Source organism: Thioclava kandeliae (genome assembly GCF_040297545.1).
Taxonomy (GTDB): Bacteria; Pseudomonadota; Alphaproteobacteria; order Rhodobacterales; family Rhodobacteraceae; genus Thioclava; species Thioclava kandeliae.
In genome coordinates this window covers 166,377-185,620 of sequence record NZ_JAYWLC010000003.1, presented here as the reverse complement: position 1 = coordinate 185,620, position 19,244 = coordinate 166,377, and the positions used below count along the sequence as shown (strand labels likewise).

Here is a 19,244-nt window from a genome sequence, read left to right as displayed (position 1 = left end):
CGGAGCGTTCGACAGTCAACGGTGAGCTGGCTTATATGTTCCACCCTCGTGAAGAAATCATAGCTGATATGCAAGTTCGGCGTAACGATCATTCGATAGGCTGCAGAACCCCCGGAAAATGGCAGGCCACCTGATGCCCCTCGCCTTGAGGTTCGGGACGCGATTGCGCACAGAGGTCTTCGGCCCGCGGACATCGGGTGCGGAACGGGCAGCCCGAGGGCGGGTCCATCGGACTGGGCAGCTCGCCTTCCAGCCCGATCACCTGTTTTGCCCGCTCGATCTTAGGGTCGGGCACCGGCACCGCCGAGAGGAGCGCCTGACTATAGGGGTGACGCGGCTCGGCAAAGAGCGCACGGGCCTCGGCATGTTCCATCATCCGCCCCAGATAGAGCACCATCACCTGATCGGAGATATGTTTCACCACGCTCAGATCATGGGCGATGAACACAACCGTCAACCCCAGATCGCGGCGCAGATCATCGAGAAGGTTGATCACCTGCGCCTGAATGGACACATCGAGCGCCGAAACCGGCTCGTCGCAGATCAGCAGTTTCGGCTCGACCACCAGCGCACGGGCGATCCCGATCCGCTGGCATTGCCCGCCCGAGAATTCATGCGGATAGCGGTTGATCTGGTTGGGCAGAAGCCCCACCCGCGCCATCACCTCGCGCACCTTCTCGCGCCGTGCCTCGGCCCCCATCTCGGGGCGGTGGGTGCGCAGGGGCTCGGCGATGATCTCGCCCACGGTCATCCGCGGATTAAGCGCAGCCAGCGGATCCTGAAATACCATCTGGATATCGGAGCGGTATTTCAGCATCTCGCGCGGGGTGAGCGACAAGAGGTCGGTCTGCCCCTGCCAGATCACCTCACCCTTTGCGGGCAGCATCTGGATAAGCGCCCGCGCCAAGGTGGATTTGCCGCAGCCCGACTCGCCCACAATCCCCAGCACCTGCCCCGCCATCAGATCGAAGCTGACCCCGTTGACGGCATGGAGCTGCTGGGGCGGCGTCCACGGCCAGCTCCCGCGGCGGGTGATCGGGAAACTGACCCTGAGGTCGCGGACCGAAAGAAGCGGGGTCATAGGCTTGCCTCCTGAACGGGTTGGGCGGCGATCTTCTCCATCACTTCGGTGACGGGGCGGTGGCAGGCGCGGGCCCGTGCGGGGCCACAGGGCGCAAGCGGCGGCATGGTGGCCGTGCACTCCTCACCGGCCAGCGCACAGCGCGGGGCAAAGGGACAGCCCACCGGTGCGCCAGTCATATTGGGCGGCGTGCCGGGGATGGCGTTGAGCGCATCGGCCTCGTCATCCACCCGCGGGATCGCGGCCAGAAGGCCCCGCGTATAGGGATGGCTCGGCGTCTCGAACAGGTCATCGACCGGCGCGGTTTCCATCGCACGACCGCCATACATCACCATCGCACTCTCGCAGAACCCCGCCACCACGCCCAGATCATGGGTGATCAGGATCGTGGCCATGCCGAAATCCCGTTGCAACTCGCCCAAGAGCCCCATGATCTGCGCCTGCACGGTCACATCGAGCGCTGTGGTCGGCTCGTCGGCAATCAACAGGTCGGGCTTGCACAGAAGTGACATTGCGATCATCACCCGCTGGCGCATTCCCCCCGAGAACTCGTGCGGATAAAGCCGCACACGAGCGCCCGCATCGGGGATCTTCACCGCATCGAGCATCCGCACGGCCTCGGCCACCGCCGCCGCCTTGCCCATGCCCTTGTGGAGCATGAGCACCTCGGCCATCTGGTCGGAGATCCGCATATAGGGGTTGAGCGAGGTCATCGGGTCCTGGAACACCATCGCGATCCGCTCGGCGCGCAGACGGTTGAGCGCGGCTTCGGGCGCGCCCACCAGCTCGGTCCCGTCAAACCGCGCAGACCCCGTAACGCGGCCATTGCGTGCCAGAAGCCCCATCAGCGCGAAACTCAACTGGCTCTTGCCCGAGCCGCTCTCGCCCACGATCCCCAGCGTCTGTCCCGCCTCGAGACTGAAGCTCACGCCATTGACCGCATGGACCACTCCTTCGGGCGTATCGAACCGGACCTCGAGGTCTTTCACATCCAGCAAAGCCATATCAACGGTCCTTCGGGTCTAAGGCATCGCGCAGGCCATCACCCACGAAGAAGAAGCCGAACAGCGTGATCACGAAGAAGGCCAGCGGAAAGGCCAGCTGCCAGAGAGTGCCATAGTTGATGGTCCCCGCCCCTTCCGAGATCAGCGCGCCCAGCGAGGTCAGCGGCTCCTGCACCCCAAGCCCGAGGAAGGAGATGAAGCTCTCGGTCAGGATCATCAGCGGCACCAGAAGTGTCGCATAGACCGCCACCACCCCGATCAGATTGGGCAGGATATGGCGGCGGATGATGGTGAGCGAGGGCACCCCGATGGCGCGTGCCGCCTCGATATAGTCGCGGTTTTTCAGCGTCAGTGTCTGGCCGCGCACGATCCGGCTCATATCGAGCCACGAGATCAGCCCCACACCGATGAACAGCATGGCCATCGAGCGGCCATACATCACCAGAAGAAGGATCAGCACGAACATATAGGGGATGGCAGTGATGATATCGACGGTGCGCATCATCACGCTATCGATCCGCCCGCCGAAATAGCCCGCAACCGCGCCGTAAAGCGTGCCGACGATCACGGCAATGGCCGCCCCCATAAGGCCCACCGCGAGGCTAACCTGGGTGCCCTGCACCGTGCGGGCGAAGAGATCGCGCCCCAGATCATCGGTGCCGAAGAAATGGCCATTGGCGATGGAGGGGCCGCCCTGTTCGGCCACCATGCCCATGATGTTGAAATCCATCTCGTCATTGGGCCATTGCGCGATCATGTTCCCGAAGATCGCGAACAGCGCCACGAAGGCCAGAAGCCCGAGCCCGAAGACCGCGGCCTTATTGCGCAAGAACCGTTTGCGGGCGGTGGCCCAGAGCGAGCGGCCCTTGATATCGGCCTGTGCGGTGGCGGCGGCCACCGAGGCCATTTTCTGGCTGTCGATTACCATGAAAGCCCCCTTAGTAACGGATCTTGGGGTCGATCCACGCATAGAGGATATCGACCACAAGGTTGAACAGGATGGTCAGCGCGCCCACCAGAATGGTCACGCCCATCATCACCGCGTAATCGCGGTTGAGCGCGGCATCCACGAAGCTCTTGCCGATCCCGCCTGTCGAGAAATACATATCGATGATGACCGAGCCCGTGATCATCGTCACAAAGGCCGGACCGAGATAGGAGATCACCGGCAACAGCGCGGGCTTGAGCGCATGGCGCAGCACGATCCGGTGGCGCGGCAGCCCTTTGGCACGGGCGGTGCGGATATGGTTGGAGGTCAGCACCTCCAGCATGGACGACCGCGTGATCCGCGCGATCGAGGCCATGAAGGAGGTTGAGAGTGCGATCACCGGCAGGATCAGATACTGCCACTGCCCGCCTTCCCAGCCGCCGCCCGGCAACCAGCCGAGCCAGAGTGTGAAGACCAGCACCAGAATGGGCGCCATCACGAAATTGGGCAGCACCTGCGCCCCGATGGAGATCCCCACGGCCAGATAGTCGAGCCATGTGTTCTGCCGGATCGCGGCCAGCGCGCCAAGGAAGACCCCCGCGACCACGGCCACTACGAAGGAGATCCCGCCATAGGTGAGGGTCACTGGAAAGCCCTGCGCAATGATCTGGTTTACCGTGCGGTCCTTATAGACAAAGGACGGCCCGAAATCGAAATGCGCAACGATCCCCCAGACATAGGAGGCGATCTGGTGCCAGAGCGGCTTGTCGAGCCCGTATTTGGCATTGAGATTATCGAGCACCTGCTGCGGGATCTGGCGGTCTTGCGTGAACGGCCCGCCGGGTGCTGCATGCATCAACAGATAGGACGCGATGATGAGCACGAGAAGCGTCGGGACGGCCACCGCCAGACGCTTGAGGATATAGAAAAGCATTCTGTTTCCAGACAGGATGTGGCTGATGCGCGGGGGTAACCCCCGCACGGGCTGCATCGGAAAAGGCGAGGGGGGGCCGGATTGCTCCGGCCCGAGCCAAAACCCTTATCGGGCGATCTTACTCCGCCACCCGATAGAGGTCTTTCGCATACCATGTTTGCATCACGTTCTGGGTCGGATAGCCTTTGATGTCGGGCTTCAGCATCTGGACCTTGGCATAGTGGTAGATCGGCACAATCGGCATCTTGTCCGTCAGGATCTGCTCGGCTTTGGTATAATCGGCCTGCGGATCGGCGGCGGTTTTGGAATCCTCGAGTGCTGCGTCATAAGCATCATCGTGGAAATCGGGATAGTTCTGCGTCGAGGCCGAGGAGAAGAGCCCCAGATAGGTCGAGGGCTCGTTATAATCGCCGCACCACGCATAGCGCGCCATCTCGTAATCGCCCGACTGCATCTTGTCGGTATGGACCTTCCACTCCATGTTGTTGAGCGTCAGATCCACGCCCACGGCCTTGTAGAACTGCTGGGCCGCGATGGCGATCTTGCGATGGTCTTCCGAGGTATTGTAGTTCAGCGTCAGCTTCAGCGGATGGTCGGGGCCATAGCCCGCCTCCTTCAGCAGCTCCTTGGCTTTTTCCATACGCTCCTGCTGGCTCCAGCCGGCATAGTCGATCTCGGGCATCTTGAAACCGGCAGTGGCCCAATGGGTCCAGTTATAGGCCGGCTTCTGGCCGCCCTGCAGCACGTTATTGACGATCACATCGCGGTTCATCGCATAGGACAATGCGCGGCGCACCCGCACATCCTTGAGCGCCTCGGGGCCTTTGGGACCAAGGTTCATCAGATAGGCATAGGAGCAGGAATAGGGCGTCGAGAGCGCCTGATCGGGATATTCCTTCTCCATGCGCGGATATTGCCCCGCAGGCATATCGACCTTGTCCAGCTCGCCCGCCAGATAGCGCGTCAGGCCCTGATTGACATCATTGATGGTCAGCGCGGTCAGATGGGTGATGACCGTATGCTCGGCATCCCAATAGGTGTCGGATTTATCCATCTCGACCCGCTCGCCAAGAATGTGCTTGGTCAGCGTATAGGCCCCGTTGCCGACCATATGCTCGGGCTGGGTCCAGTTATCGCCATACTCCTCGATCACGTCCTGCCGCACGGGGAAGGTCGAGGTATGGACCAGCATCTGCGGGAAATAGGGAAGCGGCGTATCGATCGTGACCTCGAGCGTATGGTCATCAAGTGCTGTCACACCCAACTGGTCGGGGGCCATTTTACCCGCGATCACATCGGCTGCGTTCTTCACCTGCATCAGCTGCATATACCATGCATATTCCGAAGCCGTGGCAGGGTCCGCCAGACGACGCCATGCATAGACGAAATCGCCTGCGGTCACCGGCTTGCCATCCGACCATTTGGCCGTGTCGCGCAGATGGAAGGTGTAGGTCTTTTTGTCGTCGGACAGGTCGTAGCTCGTGGCCACGGCGGGCACCAGCTTGCCCTCGCCATCCTCGTTATAGAGCCCCTCAAACAGCGAGCGCAGCACATCCGAGCCCTCGACATCGGTGTTGAGCTGCGGGTCCATCGATTTGATCGCATCAAGGAGCCAGAACGTGAAGGTCTGGTTCTCCGCAAGCTTCGTCCCCTCGGGCACATTTGCTGCAAGGCTTGCCTGCGGCAGGACGGGCGCAAGCGCCAGAATGACGGCCAAACCGGTAAGAGCCTGTTTTACTTTCATGGATTTCCCCTGATCATTTTATATGATTGTTTTGCGACATCCGGACACATCTTGACTAATCGGTCAAAAACTATCTGGCACTTTTTGAAAAATGTGATCGGGAACCCGAGCTTCCTCAACGGAATATGACTAAATATTCATCAAATACTAAGCGTGCGTATACCTTGAAGGCGTTCCTCACATCCTGAAGCTGCCATGCTGCCCCGTTTGATGCCGCCCAGAGCCGGAGAAATGCTCCGGATCAACGCTCCATGACGGCCCACTAAAACCCGTCTGCCGCTGAATTTCCTCAAACAAAAATATTTCTATCATTATGTTAAGTCTAGCGTTGCGATGTTTTTTAGTAGCGCTTGGCTACCGAGCCATCCTGCGATCAATCGACGGGGCGCACAGGATCAGAGCGTGAAACAGCGCAAATAGGAAAAGGAGATACGAGGTTCTTTAAGCCATTTTAATTAGCCCTCGGAGGTATGCCTCGCGAACAGCGCAGGTCCAACCCCACCGTTTCGCGCGGCTACCCAATCTCGTTCATATCTACACGGTGCTGGCAGCCGAGCGCGTATTTTCCTGCCGGATGCACACCCGGTGCGGGCCAAGAACTCGACCGGATCAGCCGCGTTTTGCACGAAAGGCTGCAGACACCGGAAGCGGCCATATATACGATGGGCACCATGCAGACCGCCATGGATCAGCTCGACCGCCTCCGGCATGTCCCGCCCGATACGGCAGCGTCGCAAACAGCACTCAGGCCTTGGGCCAGATCGCATCCCCGAGCTTGATCTGGCCCAAGTGGTCGGGCAGATCGGTCTCCATCACTTCGAACGGGGCCTCGGTCCCATCCGTCCCGCCATTCGTCGAGGCCAGATATTCGAGCTGGGGACAGGGGATCAGGAGTTTTCGGTCCTCGGCAATCAGGAGCGCATCCGGAGATTTCAGGCGGTTGTCGCGCACCAGCACCTCGGACAGACCATCGGACGAGATCACGGTGACCTGTCGCGTCTCGATATCGGAGACATAGAGATTGCCCCTGTCATCCATCGCCGTGCCGCCGATATTGGGCGTCTGCGCGTAGACGAAGATCTCCGTCGCGATCTCCTCATCAGAGCGATCCGACAGCAGCGCCTCCATCGGGATGGCGCGGATCGGGCCGGTGGGCGTGGCCCAGAGGAACAGCTCCCCATCAGGCGTGACCTCGAGCATGTCCGATTGTGTAGGATCGGGGGGGGTGCCGTCGGCCTGCGCGAGAGGGTGGCCACCCGTCCCTTTCCTCTCCTGATCCGCAGGCTTCCTGGCCGCTGGATGCTGCGAGAGCCTGCGGCGCGTTTCGCCGGTTGCCAGGTTATGGATCACCACGCCCCCGATGCCGGAATCGGTCGCAAAGAGCAGATCCTCGTAGATGCGCAGATCATTGAGCGTCGCGCCCTCGGGCATATAGTCTCGCGCGAAGCGCAGGATCTGCCGGATCCCGCCGCTCTGGGGGTCGATCTCCACGATCTTCTGCGCCTCGAATGACGTGTCGGCGCCGGGTGCCTGCCCCTGATCCACACACCATAGCGACCCGCGATAGGGATGGATTGCATTCACGCAAACAAAGCTGTCAAGCCCGTCATCGCCCGGTTTCCAGTCGTTCCAGCCATTGCCCGGGAATGCCACCGGTTGCCCGTTCTGGATCACCGCGACCGAGGGCGTCTCGGAATGCCCCTCGACGCGCGGGATGGATACGAAATCACTCCCGCCCAGCCTCGCGATCCCGTTGGCCGGATAGGGCGAGCGGGCGATGGGATGCGGTGCGGTGGTGGCGGCAAAGGATGGGATTGGCAAAAGGGAGGCTCCTGAAACAGAAAGGGACATGGTCAGAAATCCACGACGGCTCAACATGAAGGGCTCCTTGGAAAACGAAGGATCTGCGGAGGGAAACAGCCGCATGCAAAATCTTCCGGTAGAATGCAGAAAGTGGCCTACAGGTTTCCTGCAGGCCATGCACATCCTTGTGAGATTTCAGTTGTATAGCTGCCCGAACCGATCAGGCGGCGTCAGTCCTCTTCGGGCGTCTCGCGCGCCTCGGGCGCGAGCGGCGTGATCGTCCAGCCCATATAGCCGAAGACCACCGTCACCACCGGCGAGAGCCAGCAGAAGAAATTGAACGGCAGATAGGCCAGCGTCGCCACACCCAGCGTGGCCGCCTGAAACGCCCCGCCCGAATTCCACGGCACCAGATTGGCGGTGACGGTCGCGCTATCCTCCAGCGCGCGCGACAGGTTCTCGGGCGCAAGCCCCCGCTCCCGATAGGCATCGGCATAGGTGCGCCCGCCCATGACAATCGCCATATACTGGTCGCATAGCACCAGATTGGCACCGATACAGGTCAGCACCGTCGAGAGCACCAGCGATCCGGTCGAGCGCGCAAGCGTCAGCACCTTCGCCGCCACAACCCCGATCTGGCCCGTGCGCTCCATTACCCCGCCAAACATCATCGCCACGATAATGATCGAGAGCGTATAGAGCATGCTCTCGAAGCCTCCACGGCTCAGCAGGCTGTCCACATCCTCGACGCCCGTATCGGCGCTGAAGCCGCCAAAGGCCACCGACATGATCCGCGCGAAATCCGCGCCCTGAAAGACCGCAGCGCAGATGGCCCCCGCGATCACCCCCACCGTGATCCCCGGAATGGCGGGCATCTTGCGATAGCTGACCACCAGCACCAGAAGCGGCGGGATCAGCAGGACGGGCGAGATGGTGAAATGCGCCTCGATCGTGCTCAGCAGGGTCTGGATGCGCGCCATATCGCCCGCGCCCCCACCGTAATGCAGGCCCAGACCGATCTCGATCAGGAGCGTCAGGCCGATGGAGACACCCGTGGTATAGGACATATGCCGGATATGGGTAAACAGATCGGTCCCCGCCATGGCGGGCGCAAGATTGGTGGTATCCGAGAGCGGCGACATCTTGTCCCCGAAATAGGCCCCCGACAGCACGGCCCCCGCGACCACCGGCAGCGGGAAGCCCAAGCCTCCGCCCACGCCCATCAGTGCCACCCCGATGGTGCCGGAGGTGCCCCAGCTGGTGCCCGTGGCGACCGAGGCAATCGCGCAGATCACCACCGTGGCCGGCAGGAAGATCGACGGGCTCAACAGGTCGAGCCCGTAATAGATCAGCGTCGGCACCACGCCCGCCAGAATCCACACCCCGATCAGGATCCCCACCACCAGCAGGATGATCATCGCGGGCAAGGCGTTGGTGATCCCCTTGACCATCCCGTCCTGAATATCGCCCCAGCTATAGCCGCAGCGCCAGCCGATCAGCGAGGCCATGATCACGCCCAAGAGCATCGGGATCTGCGGATCGAGCCCGTAGATCACGATCGATACGCCGATCCCCAGGATCAGAGCGAGCAGTGAAAGCGCCGCTTCCCAGAAGCTGGGCAAACGCGGACCCTCTGACGAGGCGTCGGGGCGAGAAGAAGTCATGACCAAAGTCCCTGTTGTCTTGCGGCGCCTCTTTGGGCGTTTTTTGTATCGCGCCGCAAGGGCCGATCCGGCCCCTGCGCTTCACATCGCCCTGAAAACCGGCCTCAGGCACCGGTCCCGGGAGCGGCACGCGCCAGCATGCCGAACAGATCGCGCGGATCATCGGGGTCGGCCAGAAGGTCCAGCGCCTGCACAAAGCCCGTGCCCGCTACCTTCGCGCGCAGATAGCGCAGCGCCGAGAAATCCTCGGTGGCAAAGCCCACACTGTCGAAGAGCGTGATCTGTTTGTCATGGCGCCGGCCCTGCACCTCGCCGCGCATCACCTGCCACAGTTCGGTGACGGGGTGGTCGGGCGCGAGCACCTGTATCTCGCCCTCGATCCGCGTCTGTTCGGGATATTCCACAAAAATATCCGAGCGCAGCAGGATATCGCGGTGCAGCTCCGTCTTGCCCGGACAGTCGCCGCCAATGGCGTTGATATGCACGCCCGCGCCCACCATGTTATCGGTGAGGATCGTGGCATATTGCTTGTCGGCCGTGCAGGTGGTGATGATATGCGCGCCCTCGACAGCCGCTTCGGCGCTTTGGCAGGGCGTGACGTCAAAGCCCTGCGCACGCAGATTGCGGGTGGCTTTTTCAGTGGCCGTCGCGTCCAGATCGTAAAGCCGCAGCCGGTTGATGCCACAGATCGCGCGGAAGGCCATCGCCTGAAACTCGCATTGCGCGCCATTGCCGATCATCGCCATCACCTGCGCGCCCGCAGGGGCCAGATAGCGCCCGACCAGCGCCGAGGTCGCCGCCGTGCGCAGCGCCGTCAGCAGCGTCATCTCGCTCAGGAGCACCGGATAGCCGGTGCTTACCTCCGAAAGCACCCCGAACGCGGTCACGGTCTGATGGCCGGTGCGCGTGTTTCTGGGATGGCCGTTCACATATTTGAACCCGTAAAGCGCCTGATCGGCGGTGGGCATCAGCTCGATCACGCCGCCTGGCACATGCGAGGCCACGCGCGGCACCTTGTCGAACTCGGGCCAGCGCTTGAAATCCTCCTCGATATGGTCGGCGAGCTCGGTGAGGAAAGTCTCGATGCCGGTCTGGTGGACAAGGCCCATCATATTCTGCACGGAAACAAAAGGCACATAGGCCAAGGGAGAGGCGGGGATCATCAGAGGTAGCTCCTTGTCATACGGTCCATGACCTGACGACCGAACAGGCTGGCGGTCAGATCGCAAAGTAACTGCGCGGTGCGCCCGCGCTCGTCGAGAAACGGGTTCAGCTCGACCAGATCGAGCGAGGTGACGAGCCCGCTGTCGCAGAGCGTCTCCATGATGAGATGCGCCTCGCGGAAGGTGGCGCCCCCCGGCACGGTCGTGCCCACAGCCGGCGCGATGGAAGGGTCGAGGAAATCGACATCGAAGGACACATGCAGCATGCCACCCGCCTGTGCCACGCGGGCAAGGAAGGCCCGCAGGGGCACAAGCACGCCCGTTTCATCAATGGCGCGCATGTCATGCACCTCGATCCCCGTCTCGCGGATGCGGCCGCGTTCGGCCGGATCGACCGAGCGGATACCCATCATGCAGATATTCCGGGGCTCCACGGCCTGCGGCAGCGGCGGATAGGCCTCGCAATCGGTCTGGCCGGTGAAATAGGCGACCGGCGTGCCATGCAGGTTGCCACTGGTCGTGGACATCAGCGTGTGCAGATCGGGATGGGCATCGAGCCAGAGCACGAAAAGCGGACGATCCGCCGCAGCGGCCCGCCGCGCCATCGCGGGCACGGTGCCCGCGGCCATCGAATGGTCACCGCCCAGAAATACCGGCAGATCGCAGGTCTGGCTCGCGTCAAAGGCGGCCTCGTGAAGCGCTCCGATCCATGCGCGGGTCTCGGCCAGATGATGCAGCGCGGGGTTGGGATGGGGCAGCGGTGCGACGGGCGGGATCGCCACATCGCCAAGGTCGCTCACCTCCCATCCCAGAGCGCGCAGCTCGTCCTCGATGGCGGCAGTGCGCAGGCTGGCGGGCCCCATCACACAGCCGCGTTGCGAGGCCCCTGTTTCGATCGGCGCTCCAAGGATGGCGCATCTCTTCGGCATGATCCGGCCCTTTCATGATCTCTTTTCCCGATCATGGCAAAGGCGAAAGAAATATTTGACAAATAAAGTGATCATAATGAAACTAAAACTAGTCATTTTGCAAAGACAGAACATCATTATGAAAACTACGCCCGACCTTTCCCCCGCCGATCACGCATTGATCTCCGCCCTGCGTGACAATGCGCGCATGTCGGTGACGGAGCTGGCCCATGTGACGGGGCTCTCGCGCACCACCGTCACGGCACGGCTCGACCAGCTGAAGGCCAGCGGACGCATCCGGCGCTTCACCATCGAGACCGATGTCGATGCCGAGGGCGGGGTCCGCGCGATCACCATGGTCGAGTTGCAGGGCCGCATGTCGCGGCAGGTGATCCACACGCTCTCGCGCATCGAGGGGGTGGCCACTGTCTGGTCGACCAATGGAAAATGGGATCTGGTGGTGGATATCCGCACGCAGGACCTTGTGGAATTCGACAGGGTCCTGCGCGCCATCCGCGAGGTTCAGGGCGTGATGAACTCGGAGAGTTCACTCCTGCTCACCCATGTGGCGGGTTAAACCGCGTCCTGATGATGAAGGCGGCGGTAAATCCCTGTTTGCGCCAGAAGCGCCTCATGGGTGCCTTCCTGAACAATTTTCCCCTGATCCATGACCAGAATCCGGTCGGCATGTTCGATTGTGGACAACCGGTGCGCGATGATCAGGCTGGTGCGGTTGCGGGCAAGCTCGGTCAGGGCGGCCTGGATCTCGCGTTCGGTCTGACTGTCGAGCGCCGAGGTCGCCTCGTCCAGCAGAAGGATCGGCGGGTTCTTCAGGAAGATCCGCGCAATCGCCACCCGCTGGCGCTGCCCGCCCGAAAGCATCACACCGCGCTCGCCCACGACTGTCTCGAGCCCCTCGGGCAGACCCGCCACAAACTCCGTCAGCTGCGCGCGCTGCACGGCCAGAGCCAGTTCCTCCTCGGTGGCATCAAGCTTGCCATAGGCGATATTCTCGCGCAGCGTGCCGCCAAACAGGAAGACCTCCTGTGATACGAGCCCGATCTGGTCGCGCAGGCTTTCCAGCGTCATATCGGCCAAGGCCACCCCGTCGATCAGGACCTTGCCCGAGCTGGGATCATAGAAGCGCGGCACGAGCGACATCAGCGTGGATTTCCCCGCCCCCGAGGCACCCACCAACGCCACCGTCTCGCCCGCGCGGATCGTCAGATCGACCTCGTGCAGGACCGATGCCTTTCCGGCATAGGAAAAGGCCACGCGATCGAAGCGGATCTCGCCGTGGAAGGCAGGGGCGGGGCGCGCATCTGGGGCATCCGCAATCTCCGGATCGGTGTTCAGCAGGTCCAGATAGTTGCGGAAACCGGCAATACCGCGCGGATAGGTCTCGATCACGGCAGCGATCTTTTCCAGCGGGCGGAAGAAGACATTGACCAGCAGCAGGAAGCCCACAAAGCCACCTGTCGTCAGACTGCCATCGATCACATAGCCCGCGCCTGCGACCATCACCACCACCTGCACAAGCCGCAGCCCCATATATTGCAGCGCGGTGGCATGGGCCATGATCCGGTAGGCCGAGAGCTTGGTCGTGCGGTAGCCCTGATTGTCGCGCTCAAACAGCCCCGCCTCGTGTTTCTCGCGGGCGAAAGCCTGCACGATACGGATACCGCCAAGCGCCTCCTCGAGCCGCACGTTGAACGCGCCCACCCGCGCATAGATGGAACGCCACGCACTGGTCATCCGCCCGCCATAGACAGCGGTCAGCCAGACCATCGCGGGCACGATAATACAGGTGATCAGCGCCAGTTGCGGATGGATATAGGCCATCAGGATCAGCGCCCCGATAAAGGTCATGATGGCGATGAACAGGTCCTCGGGACCGTGATGGGCGACCTCGCCGATCTCTTCCAGATCACGGGTGACACGGGCGATCAGTCTGCCGGTCTCCATCCGGTCGAAGAAGCCCCAGCCGAGTTTCGTCAGATGTGCGAAGGCCCGCGCCCGCATGGTGGTTTCGATATTGATGCCCAGCATATGGCCCCAATAGATCACCACCCCCATCAGCGCGGTATTGACCGCATAGATCACCAAAAGGCCGAAGGCTGCAAGCACCGTCAGCCCCCAGTCGTTCTGCGGCAGAAGGTGGTCGATGAAGCCGGTGATAGCCAGCGGGAAAACCAGTTCCAGCAAACCCGACACCACCGCACAGGAGAAATCGAGCCAGAAGAGCCGTTTGAACGGGCGGTAATAGGCGGCAAACTGTTTGAGCATCAGGCAATATCCGGAATGGCAACGGGGGAGAGATCGGGCGGGGAGAGGACCTGCATGGAAACCCCATAGATGTCATGCAGGCGCGCGGGTGTCATCAGCTGCACCACCGGCCCGTCAAAGACGACGCGGCCCTGTTTGAGCGCCACGATATGGTCGCAGTATCGTGCTGCCATGTTGAGATCATGGATCACCATCACGACCGAGCGGCCCTCGTTGCGGGTGAGCCGCTGCAGAAGGCCCAGCACCTCGATCTGGTGGGCGATATCGAGCGCCGAGATCGGCTCGTCGAGGAGGAGCGCCTGCGCCTCCTGCGCCACCATCATCGCGATCCATGCCCGCTGCGCCTCGCCGCCCGAAAGCGCATCGATCCGGCGGTCGGCAAAGGCGTCGAGCCCGCAGGCGCTCAGCGCCGCCGCGACCGCCTGACGGTCGGCACGTCCCGGCGCCCGCAAGGGCCCGTGCCACGGGTAGCGGCCCAAGGCCACCAGCTCGCGCACCTCCATCGCGTCGCTTTGCGGCAGGGTCTGGGGCAGATAGGCCAGCGCCCGTGCCAGATCACGGCGCGACCAGCGCGCCAGATCGCGTCCCTTCAGGGCCAGCTCGCCCTGCCCCTGCATCTGGCGGGCCAGATGTTTCAGCAGCGTGGATTTGCCCGAGCCGTTATGACCGATCAACCCGATCATACGGCCTTCGGGGAGCGTCAGGGTGATATCGTCCAGAAGCGCCCGCTCCGCGATGTCATGGCGCAGCCCCTTGAGGGAAAAGAGATCTTGGGTCATGTCATTTCCTCAACATCAGCCATAGCAGCCATGGCGTGCCCACAAGCGAGGCAAAAAGCCCCAGCGGAAGATCATAGGGAAAGGCTAGCATCCGCGCGCCAAAATCGGCCAGAACCATCAGGAGGGCACCGGTCAGGATACTGCCCAAAATATGGCAGGCGGTGGTGGCCAGCCCCAGATGGCGCGCCAGATGCGGCGCCACCAGCCCGACAAAGCTCACCGGTCCCACCAGCACCGTGGCCACCCCCGTGGCAAGGGCCGCCACCGCAAGGCAGAGCGCCCAGAGCGCGCGCAGGGGCGCACCAAGCCCGCCCGCCACAGCAGGCCCGAGTGACAGCACCGTCAGCCCCCGTGCCAGCAGAAGGCCGAGTGCGGACAGCACGACGAGCGCGGCGCAAAGGCCCGTCGCGGCGGGAACCGTGACATGGGCGGCAGATCCCGACAGCCATGCCAGAATGGCGAAGGCTTTCGGACCGCCCGAAGCCATCAGCAGGGTCAGCACCGCCCCCGCCAGCGCCGAGACCGATACGCCCGCCAGCAGCACCCGCTGCGGCTGGATCGCCCCGTGCCGGATCATGGCCAGCAGGACCCCCAGCGCCAACGCGCCGCCCAGAGCCGAGGCGCCATAGAGCGCCGCAGCCGAGGGTGCGCCCAGCCCGAACAGCGTAAGGCCGTAGCCCATCGAGGCCCCGCCCGAGACGCCCAGCACCTCGGGTGAAGCCAGCGGATTGGCACTTAGCCGCTGCAGCACAGCCCCGGTCAGAGCCAGAAGCCCGCCCGCCGCGGCCACCGCACAAAGCCGTGTCAGCCGCCCCGGAAGGAAAGCCGCCGCCTGTGCCGGATCGAGCCAGAGCCAGCCGTCGGGCGTGCGCCCCGACAGCGCCAGCCCGATCACCAGCGCGGGCAGCGCCACGGCAAGCGCCATCACCACGATCACGGGCCTGCGCGCGCGTGGCAGGGCGCGGGGCCCTTCGGCCGGAGCCACCGCCCGCATCCGGCGCATCATCCAGATAAGGAGCGGCCCGCCGATCAGACCCACCACCGCACCGGTCGGGAACATATCACCCGCCCCCGTGATGCGGGCCAGCAGCACATCGGTCCCGAAGAGAAGGAGCGCGCCGCAGAACGGCCCCCAGACGAGCGTCTCGCGCAGACTGCGCGCGCCGCCCGCATGGGCAAGCGCAGGCCCCGCGAGCCCGACAAAACCGATCAGCCCGACAAAGGCCGAAACGCTGGCGGCAAGCACCGTGGCCAGCACGAGCGCCGAGAGGCGGATCAGCGCGACATTCTGGCCGAGCGCCTGACCCGCCTCCGCGCCGAGAGACAGGACCGCGAGCGGGCGGCGCAACAGCCCCGCCCCCAGGGCTCCAAGGGCCAGAACCGCGGCCAGAACCCGTGCGGGCTGCCAATCGGTCTGCACGAGCGATCCACCCGTCCAGATGACGAGCGAATAGAGATATTCGCCCTGTCCCAGAACCAGTGCCGCGCCAAGCCCCGAGGCCAGCATCGCCACCAGCATGCCCGTGACGACCATGCTTACCGGATGATAGCCGCCCCGCGCTCCCAATCCCATGACCAGCGCAAGGGCTGCGAAGGCCCCCACAAGTGCGAAGGGCCAGCGCCCCCAGACCAGCCAGTCGGGGAAAAAGAGCGTTGCGATAATCAGCGCCAGCTGCGCGCCAGCCGACAGGCCGAGGCTTGATGGATCGGCGATCGGGTTGCGCAGAACGGTCTGCATAAGCACGCCCGACAGGCCCAGAAGCGCCCCCGCAAGCAGCGCCACCACGCCACGCGGCAGCGTGCCCTGATAGAAGAGAAGCGCGGTGATCGGGTCCGAACCCGCAGGCGGGATCTGCCCCCAGAGCCAGAGGGTCACGAGAAGCGTCAGAAGGAGAAGATATCTCATAGAGCCCCCAGAGCAGCGCGCAGCCTGAGTGCGAAATCCGCCCCTGCCAACGGCCCGCCATAGGCATTGAGCCCCGATAGCTGATAGACCCGCCCCGCGCGCACGGCAGGTAACGCCTGCCAGAGGGCCGAACGCTCCAGCGCGCCGCGCGCCAGCGCAGGCACGGGCGCGCAGATCACAATTGCCGCATCCTCCCGCTCCGCCAATGCCTGTAGCGGCACAGGAGCCGCAAAGGAGAACTGTGTGGGCCGGTCCCATGCAGTCTCCAAGCCCATGGCCTGCACCACCGATCCGAAGAGACTATCCGTCCCGAAGACACGCAGATGGCGCGCATCGCCGATCTCCACGAGATAGAGCGGGCGCGCCGCGAGCCCCTGCCCCGCGCCCGCAACCTGTTCGGCCAGCGCATCGGCGCGTACTGACCCCGCTGCACGGTCGCCCAGCCGTTCGGCCAGCGCGGGAAGGGCGGCAAGACAGCGGGTCCAAGGGGTCTCGGGCTGATAATAGAACGCCTCGATTTCCACGGGCGCGATCCGTGCGAGCTGCGCCTCGATGCTACTGTAGAAAGGCGAGGAAAGGATCAGATCGGGGCGGCAGATTTGTAAAAGCTCCAGATTGGGGCTGCCGCGCAGGCCCAGATCGGTCACGCCCTGCGGGAGAACCGGCTGCGCCACACGCGCGCGGAACTGGCGCAGCTCGCAGGCCGCCACCGGCACCTGCCCCAGGGCCAAAGCCGTATCCATCATCGCCCAGTCAATTGCCGCCAGCCGCTCAGGCGGCGCGGCCCGTGCAGAACCTGCACGGGCCGCGCCCCCGATAAGGGTCAGAGCGCCTGCGACAAACTGGCGCCGAGCGATCACCATTTATGGGTCAGGCGCAACTGGACCGTGCGCCCGTCGCCATAATAGCAGCCATAATAGGCGCTGCAGCTGGCGACATAGGCCTTGTCGGTGACATTGCTGACATTGAGGGCCAGCGACGTATCGGCCGAGAGATCGTAACCGGCGCTCAGATCCAGCAGGGTCACGTCGTCGAGCTTGTAGGTATTGGCCGCATCATTATAGCGCGCGCCGATATAACGGATGCCGCCGCCAAGGCTGAGCCCCTCGAGCTGGCCTTGGGTGAACTCATGGGTCAGCCACAGATTGGCGCTATGTTCGGGCGCATTTCCAAGCTCATTACCGATATTGTCCCCCTTGGTCTGCTCGGTTTCGTTCCATGTATAGCTGCCACGCAGGTTCCAGTTATGCGCAAGATTGGCCGTCGCCTCGATCTCGATGCCCTTCGAGCGGACCTCGCCGATCTGGCGGGTGCCCGAGATGCCGTTCTCGACCACAGAAGATGAGACATTGCTCTGCGTCAGATCGAAAGCCGCCACGCTGAACAGCCCGTCAAAGCCTGCGGGCTGGTATTTCACGCCCAGCTCCCACTGCTTGCCCTTGGTGGGCTCGAGCGCATTGCCATCGATATCAGCGCCGGTCGAGGGCACATCGAAAGAGGTCGCATAGCTGGCATAGGGGGCCATGCCATTGTCAAACAGATAGGAAAGACCCACGCGGCCCGTGGTCGCCTCCGCATCGATCCCCAGATCGCTATTGCCGTAATTGGTGACCTGTGTGCCGCTCTGGCTGATCCAGTCATGGCGCAGCGCGAGCGAGCCGTGCCAGTTGCCCCATGTGATCTCGTCCTGCCCGTAGAGCGAGCTTTGCTTGAGCACCAGATCGGTCTGGCTGGTATACCATGGCGCTGTCGGATTGCCGCCATCATAGATGGGGTTCGACAGGCTGAGACTGTCCATATAGGCGAATTCGGTCGAGATGGAGGAGTCGAAACGGCGCTGCTCTGCCCCCACCAGAACCGAATGGGTCACTTGCCCGAAGGTGAAAGTGTTGGTTGCCCGCAGATCGAGATCCGCGGTCTGGCTATGTTCGCCATTATAGGAAATGCCGCGCGTGATCGTGTCACCATCGGCCACGGTGTTGGAGGTATAGGGCGCCTCGTAATCCCAATCGAGATCCTGATAGCGGAAGCCGCCCTGCAGCTGCCATCCCGCGCCCAGATCCTGCTTTACCTCGAACCCGATATTAGCGGTAGTGCGGTCGCTGTCATCGGCACCGGTATCGCCGAAATAGAAGCTGCGGAGCCTGTCGTCATCGACCTGCCCCAACAGATTATAGGGCACGCCCACGGGGCTGACGGGGCGGTCTCCCTGGTAGGAGCCGAGAAACTGGATCTCCGTCCCATCCTGCGGCGTCCAGCGGGTGGCAAGACCCAGATAGCCGCGGGTATTCTTGATCTCGTCGACATTGCCCTCGCTATCGCGGGCCACAGCCGTCACCCGCGCCGAGACATCATCGGACAGCGCCTTGTTCCAGTCGAGGAAGACCTCGTTGGATTTCGGGCTACCAACGCCCACACCGGCCTCGGCGAAATCGGCATTATAGGCGCGTTTTTGCACCTGATTGATCACACCGCCCGGAATGCCCGAGCCGTAAAGCACCGAAGCCGGCCCCTTCAGGATCTCGATCCGCTCGGTCGAATAGATCTCGAAGGACGGCGCGCCCTGTGCCCGAAGGATACGCAGCCCGTTGAGGAATTGCGCATTGGCGCCATCGAACCCGCGGATCACGGGAGCATCGAAACGCGGATCGGTGCCGTAAGGCTCGGCCAGAATGCCCGCGCTATAGCCCAGCGTGTCGCCCAATGTCGTAGCACCCTGATCCTCGATCTGGTCACCGGTGATGACCGAAACCGATTGCGGCACCTCGAGGATGGGCGTAGCGGTTTTGGTCGCGGTCGAGGAATCATTGGCGACATAGCCCGCAACAGGGGCGGTGGTATCGCCCGATCCGGTCACCACGATCTCGTCGAGGGCGACAAGATCGGTGGTCGACTGGGCGAACCCAGTGGTGCCGAAGGCAAGGGAGAAGGCGGCAAGGCTGGTGCCGGTCAGAAGCGTGCAGCGCAGGGACATGGGTCAAGGATCCGTGAGAGAGAGATGATTTTTCCGAGTGTTTAAGTCGGAAATAGGGGCGCGCCTTGTA

The 19,244-nt window shown here is 63.1% G+C and carries 15 protein-coding genes; 1 reads left to right on the top strand and 14 read right to left on the bottom strand.

The features are described 5' to 3' along the window. Positions 1–88 precede the first annotated feature (88 nt). The 9 genes from VSX56_RS05495 to rocF form a co-directional block, all read right to left on the bottom strand. Positions 89–1,081, bottom strand: coding sequence for an oligopeptide/dipeptide ABC transporter ATP-binding protein (locus VSX56_RS05495; protein WP_350935449.1), 993 nt, complete (start codon positions 1,079–1,081; stop codon positions 89–91). Next, positions 1,078–2,085 (bottom strand): oligopeptide/dipeptide ABC transporter ATP-binding protein, encoded by a 1,008-nt coding sequence (locus VSX56_RS05490; protein WP_350935447.1) that lies wholly within the window; start codon positions 2,083–2,085, stop codon positions 1,078–1,080. Before VSX56_RS05490 ends, VSX56_RS05495 begins: the two co-directional genes overlap by 4 nt. A gap of 1 nt (position 2,086) precedes the next feature. Next, positions 2,087–3,013: an ABC transporter permease subunit gene (locus VSX56_RS05485; protein WP_349295819.1), complete on the bottom strand. Its 927-nt coding sequence runs from the start codon at positions 3,011–3,013 to the stop codon at positions 2,087–2,089. Positions 3,014–3,023: 10 nt separating this feature from the next. Continuing rightward, complete coding sequence (gene oppB, locus VSX56_RS05480) at positions 3,024–3,947, bottom strand: oligopeptide ABC transporter permease OppB (protein WP_339115093.1); 924 nt, start codon at positions 3,945–3,947, stop codon at positions 3,024–3,026. 118 nt (positions 3,948–4,065) lie between these two features. Continuing rightward, positions 4,066–5,691 (bottom strand): peptide ABC transporter substrate-binding protein, encoded by a 1,626-nt coding sequence (locus VSX56_RS05475; RefSeq protein ID WP_339115094.1) that lies wholly within the window; start codon positions 5,689–5,691, stop codon positions 4,066–4,068. A 744-nt stretch (positions 5,692–6,435) separates the two neighbouring features. Next, positions 6,436–7,512, bottom strand: a complete 1,077-nt coding sequence (locus VSX56_RS05470; RefSeq protein WP_350935444.1) for an SMP-30/gluconolactonase/LRE family protein — start codon at positions 7,510–7,512, stop codon at positions 6,436–6,438. Between the two features lie 212 nt (positions 7,513–7,724). Next, the gene (gene nhaC / locus VSX56_RS05465) at positions 7,725–9,158 is read right to left on the bottom strand and encodes a Na+/H+ antiporter NhaC (RefSeq protein WP_350935442.1); all 1,434 of its coding nucleotides are present in this window, start codon (positions 9,156–9,158) and stop codon (positions 7,725–7,727) included. Positions 9,159–9,262: 104 nt separating this feature from the next. Continuing rightward, positions 9,263–10,321 carry an ornithine cyclodeaminase gene (gene ocd / locus VSX56_RS05460; RefSeq protein WP_349295318.1) on the bottom strand — a complete coding sequence of 353 codons (1,059 nt, stop codon included), beginning with the start codon at positions 10,319–10,321 and terminating at the stop codon, positions 9,263–9,265. Beyond that, positions 10,321–11,250 (bottom strand): arginase, encoded by a 930-nt coding sequence (gene rocF, locus VSX56_RS05455; protein WP_350935439.1) that lies wholly within the window; start codon positions 11,248–11,250, stop codon positions 10,321–10,323. Before rocF ends, ocd begins: the two co-directional genes overlap by 1 nt. 118 nt (positions 11,251–11,368) lie before the next feature. On the opposite strand from rocF, the gene VSX56_RS05450 reads away from it, so the two are divergent. Continuing rightward, positions 11,369–11,806 carry an Lrp/AsnC family transcriptional regulator gene (locus VSX56_RS05450; protein WP_339115099.1) on the top strand — a complete coding sequence of 146 codons (438 nt, stop codon included), beginning with the start codon at positions 11,369–11,371 and terminating at the stop codon, positions 11,804–11,806. On the opposite strand, the gene VSX56_RS05445 is transcribed toward VSX56_RS05450, so the two are convergent. The 5 genes from VSX56_RS05445 to VSX56_RS05425 are packed head-to-tail and all read right to left on the bottom strand — an operon-like array spanning position 11,803 to position 19,174. Continuing rightward, entirely contained in the window at positions 11,803–13,515 is a 1,713-nt protein-coding gene (locus VSX56_RS05445; RefSeq protein ID WP_350935437.1) for an ABC transporter ATP-binding protein, read from the bottom strand. The genes VSX56_RS05450 and VSX56_RS05445 overlap by 4 nt on opposite strands. Next, positions 13,515–14,294 (bottom strand): ABC transporter ATP-binding protein, encoded by a 780-nt coding sequence (locus VSX56_RS05440; protein WP_350935435.1) that lies wholly within the window; start codon positions 14,292–14,294, stop codon positions 13,515–13,517. The genes VSX56_RS05445 and VSX56_RS05440 overlap by 1 nt, the downstream gene beginning before the upstream one ends. Position 14,295: 1 nt before the next feature. Then, positions 14,296–16,200, bottom strand: a complete 1,905-nt coding sequence (fhuB, locus tag VSX56_RS05435; RefSeq protein ID WP_350935433.1) for a Fe(3+)-hydroxamate ABC transporter permease FhuB — start codon at positions 16,198–16,200, stop codon at positions 14,296–14,298. Beyond that, positions 16,197–17,063, bottom strand: coding sequence for an ABC transporter substrate-binding protein (locus VSX56_RS05430; protein WP_350935431.1), 867 nt, complete (start codon positions 17,061–17,063; stop codon positions 16,197–16,199). Before VSX56_RS05430 ends, fhuB begins: the two co-directional genes overlap by 4 nt. Further along, positions 17,057–19,174 (bottom strand): TonB-dependent siderophore receptor, encoded by a 2,118-nt coding sequence (locus tag VSX56_RS05425; protein WP_350935429.1) that lies wholly within the window; start codon positions 19,172–19,174, stop codon positions 17,057–17,059. Before VSX56_RS05425 ends, VSX56_RS05430 begins: the two co-directional genes overlap by 7 nt. Positions 19,175–19,244 lie beyond the last annotated feature (70 nt).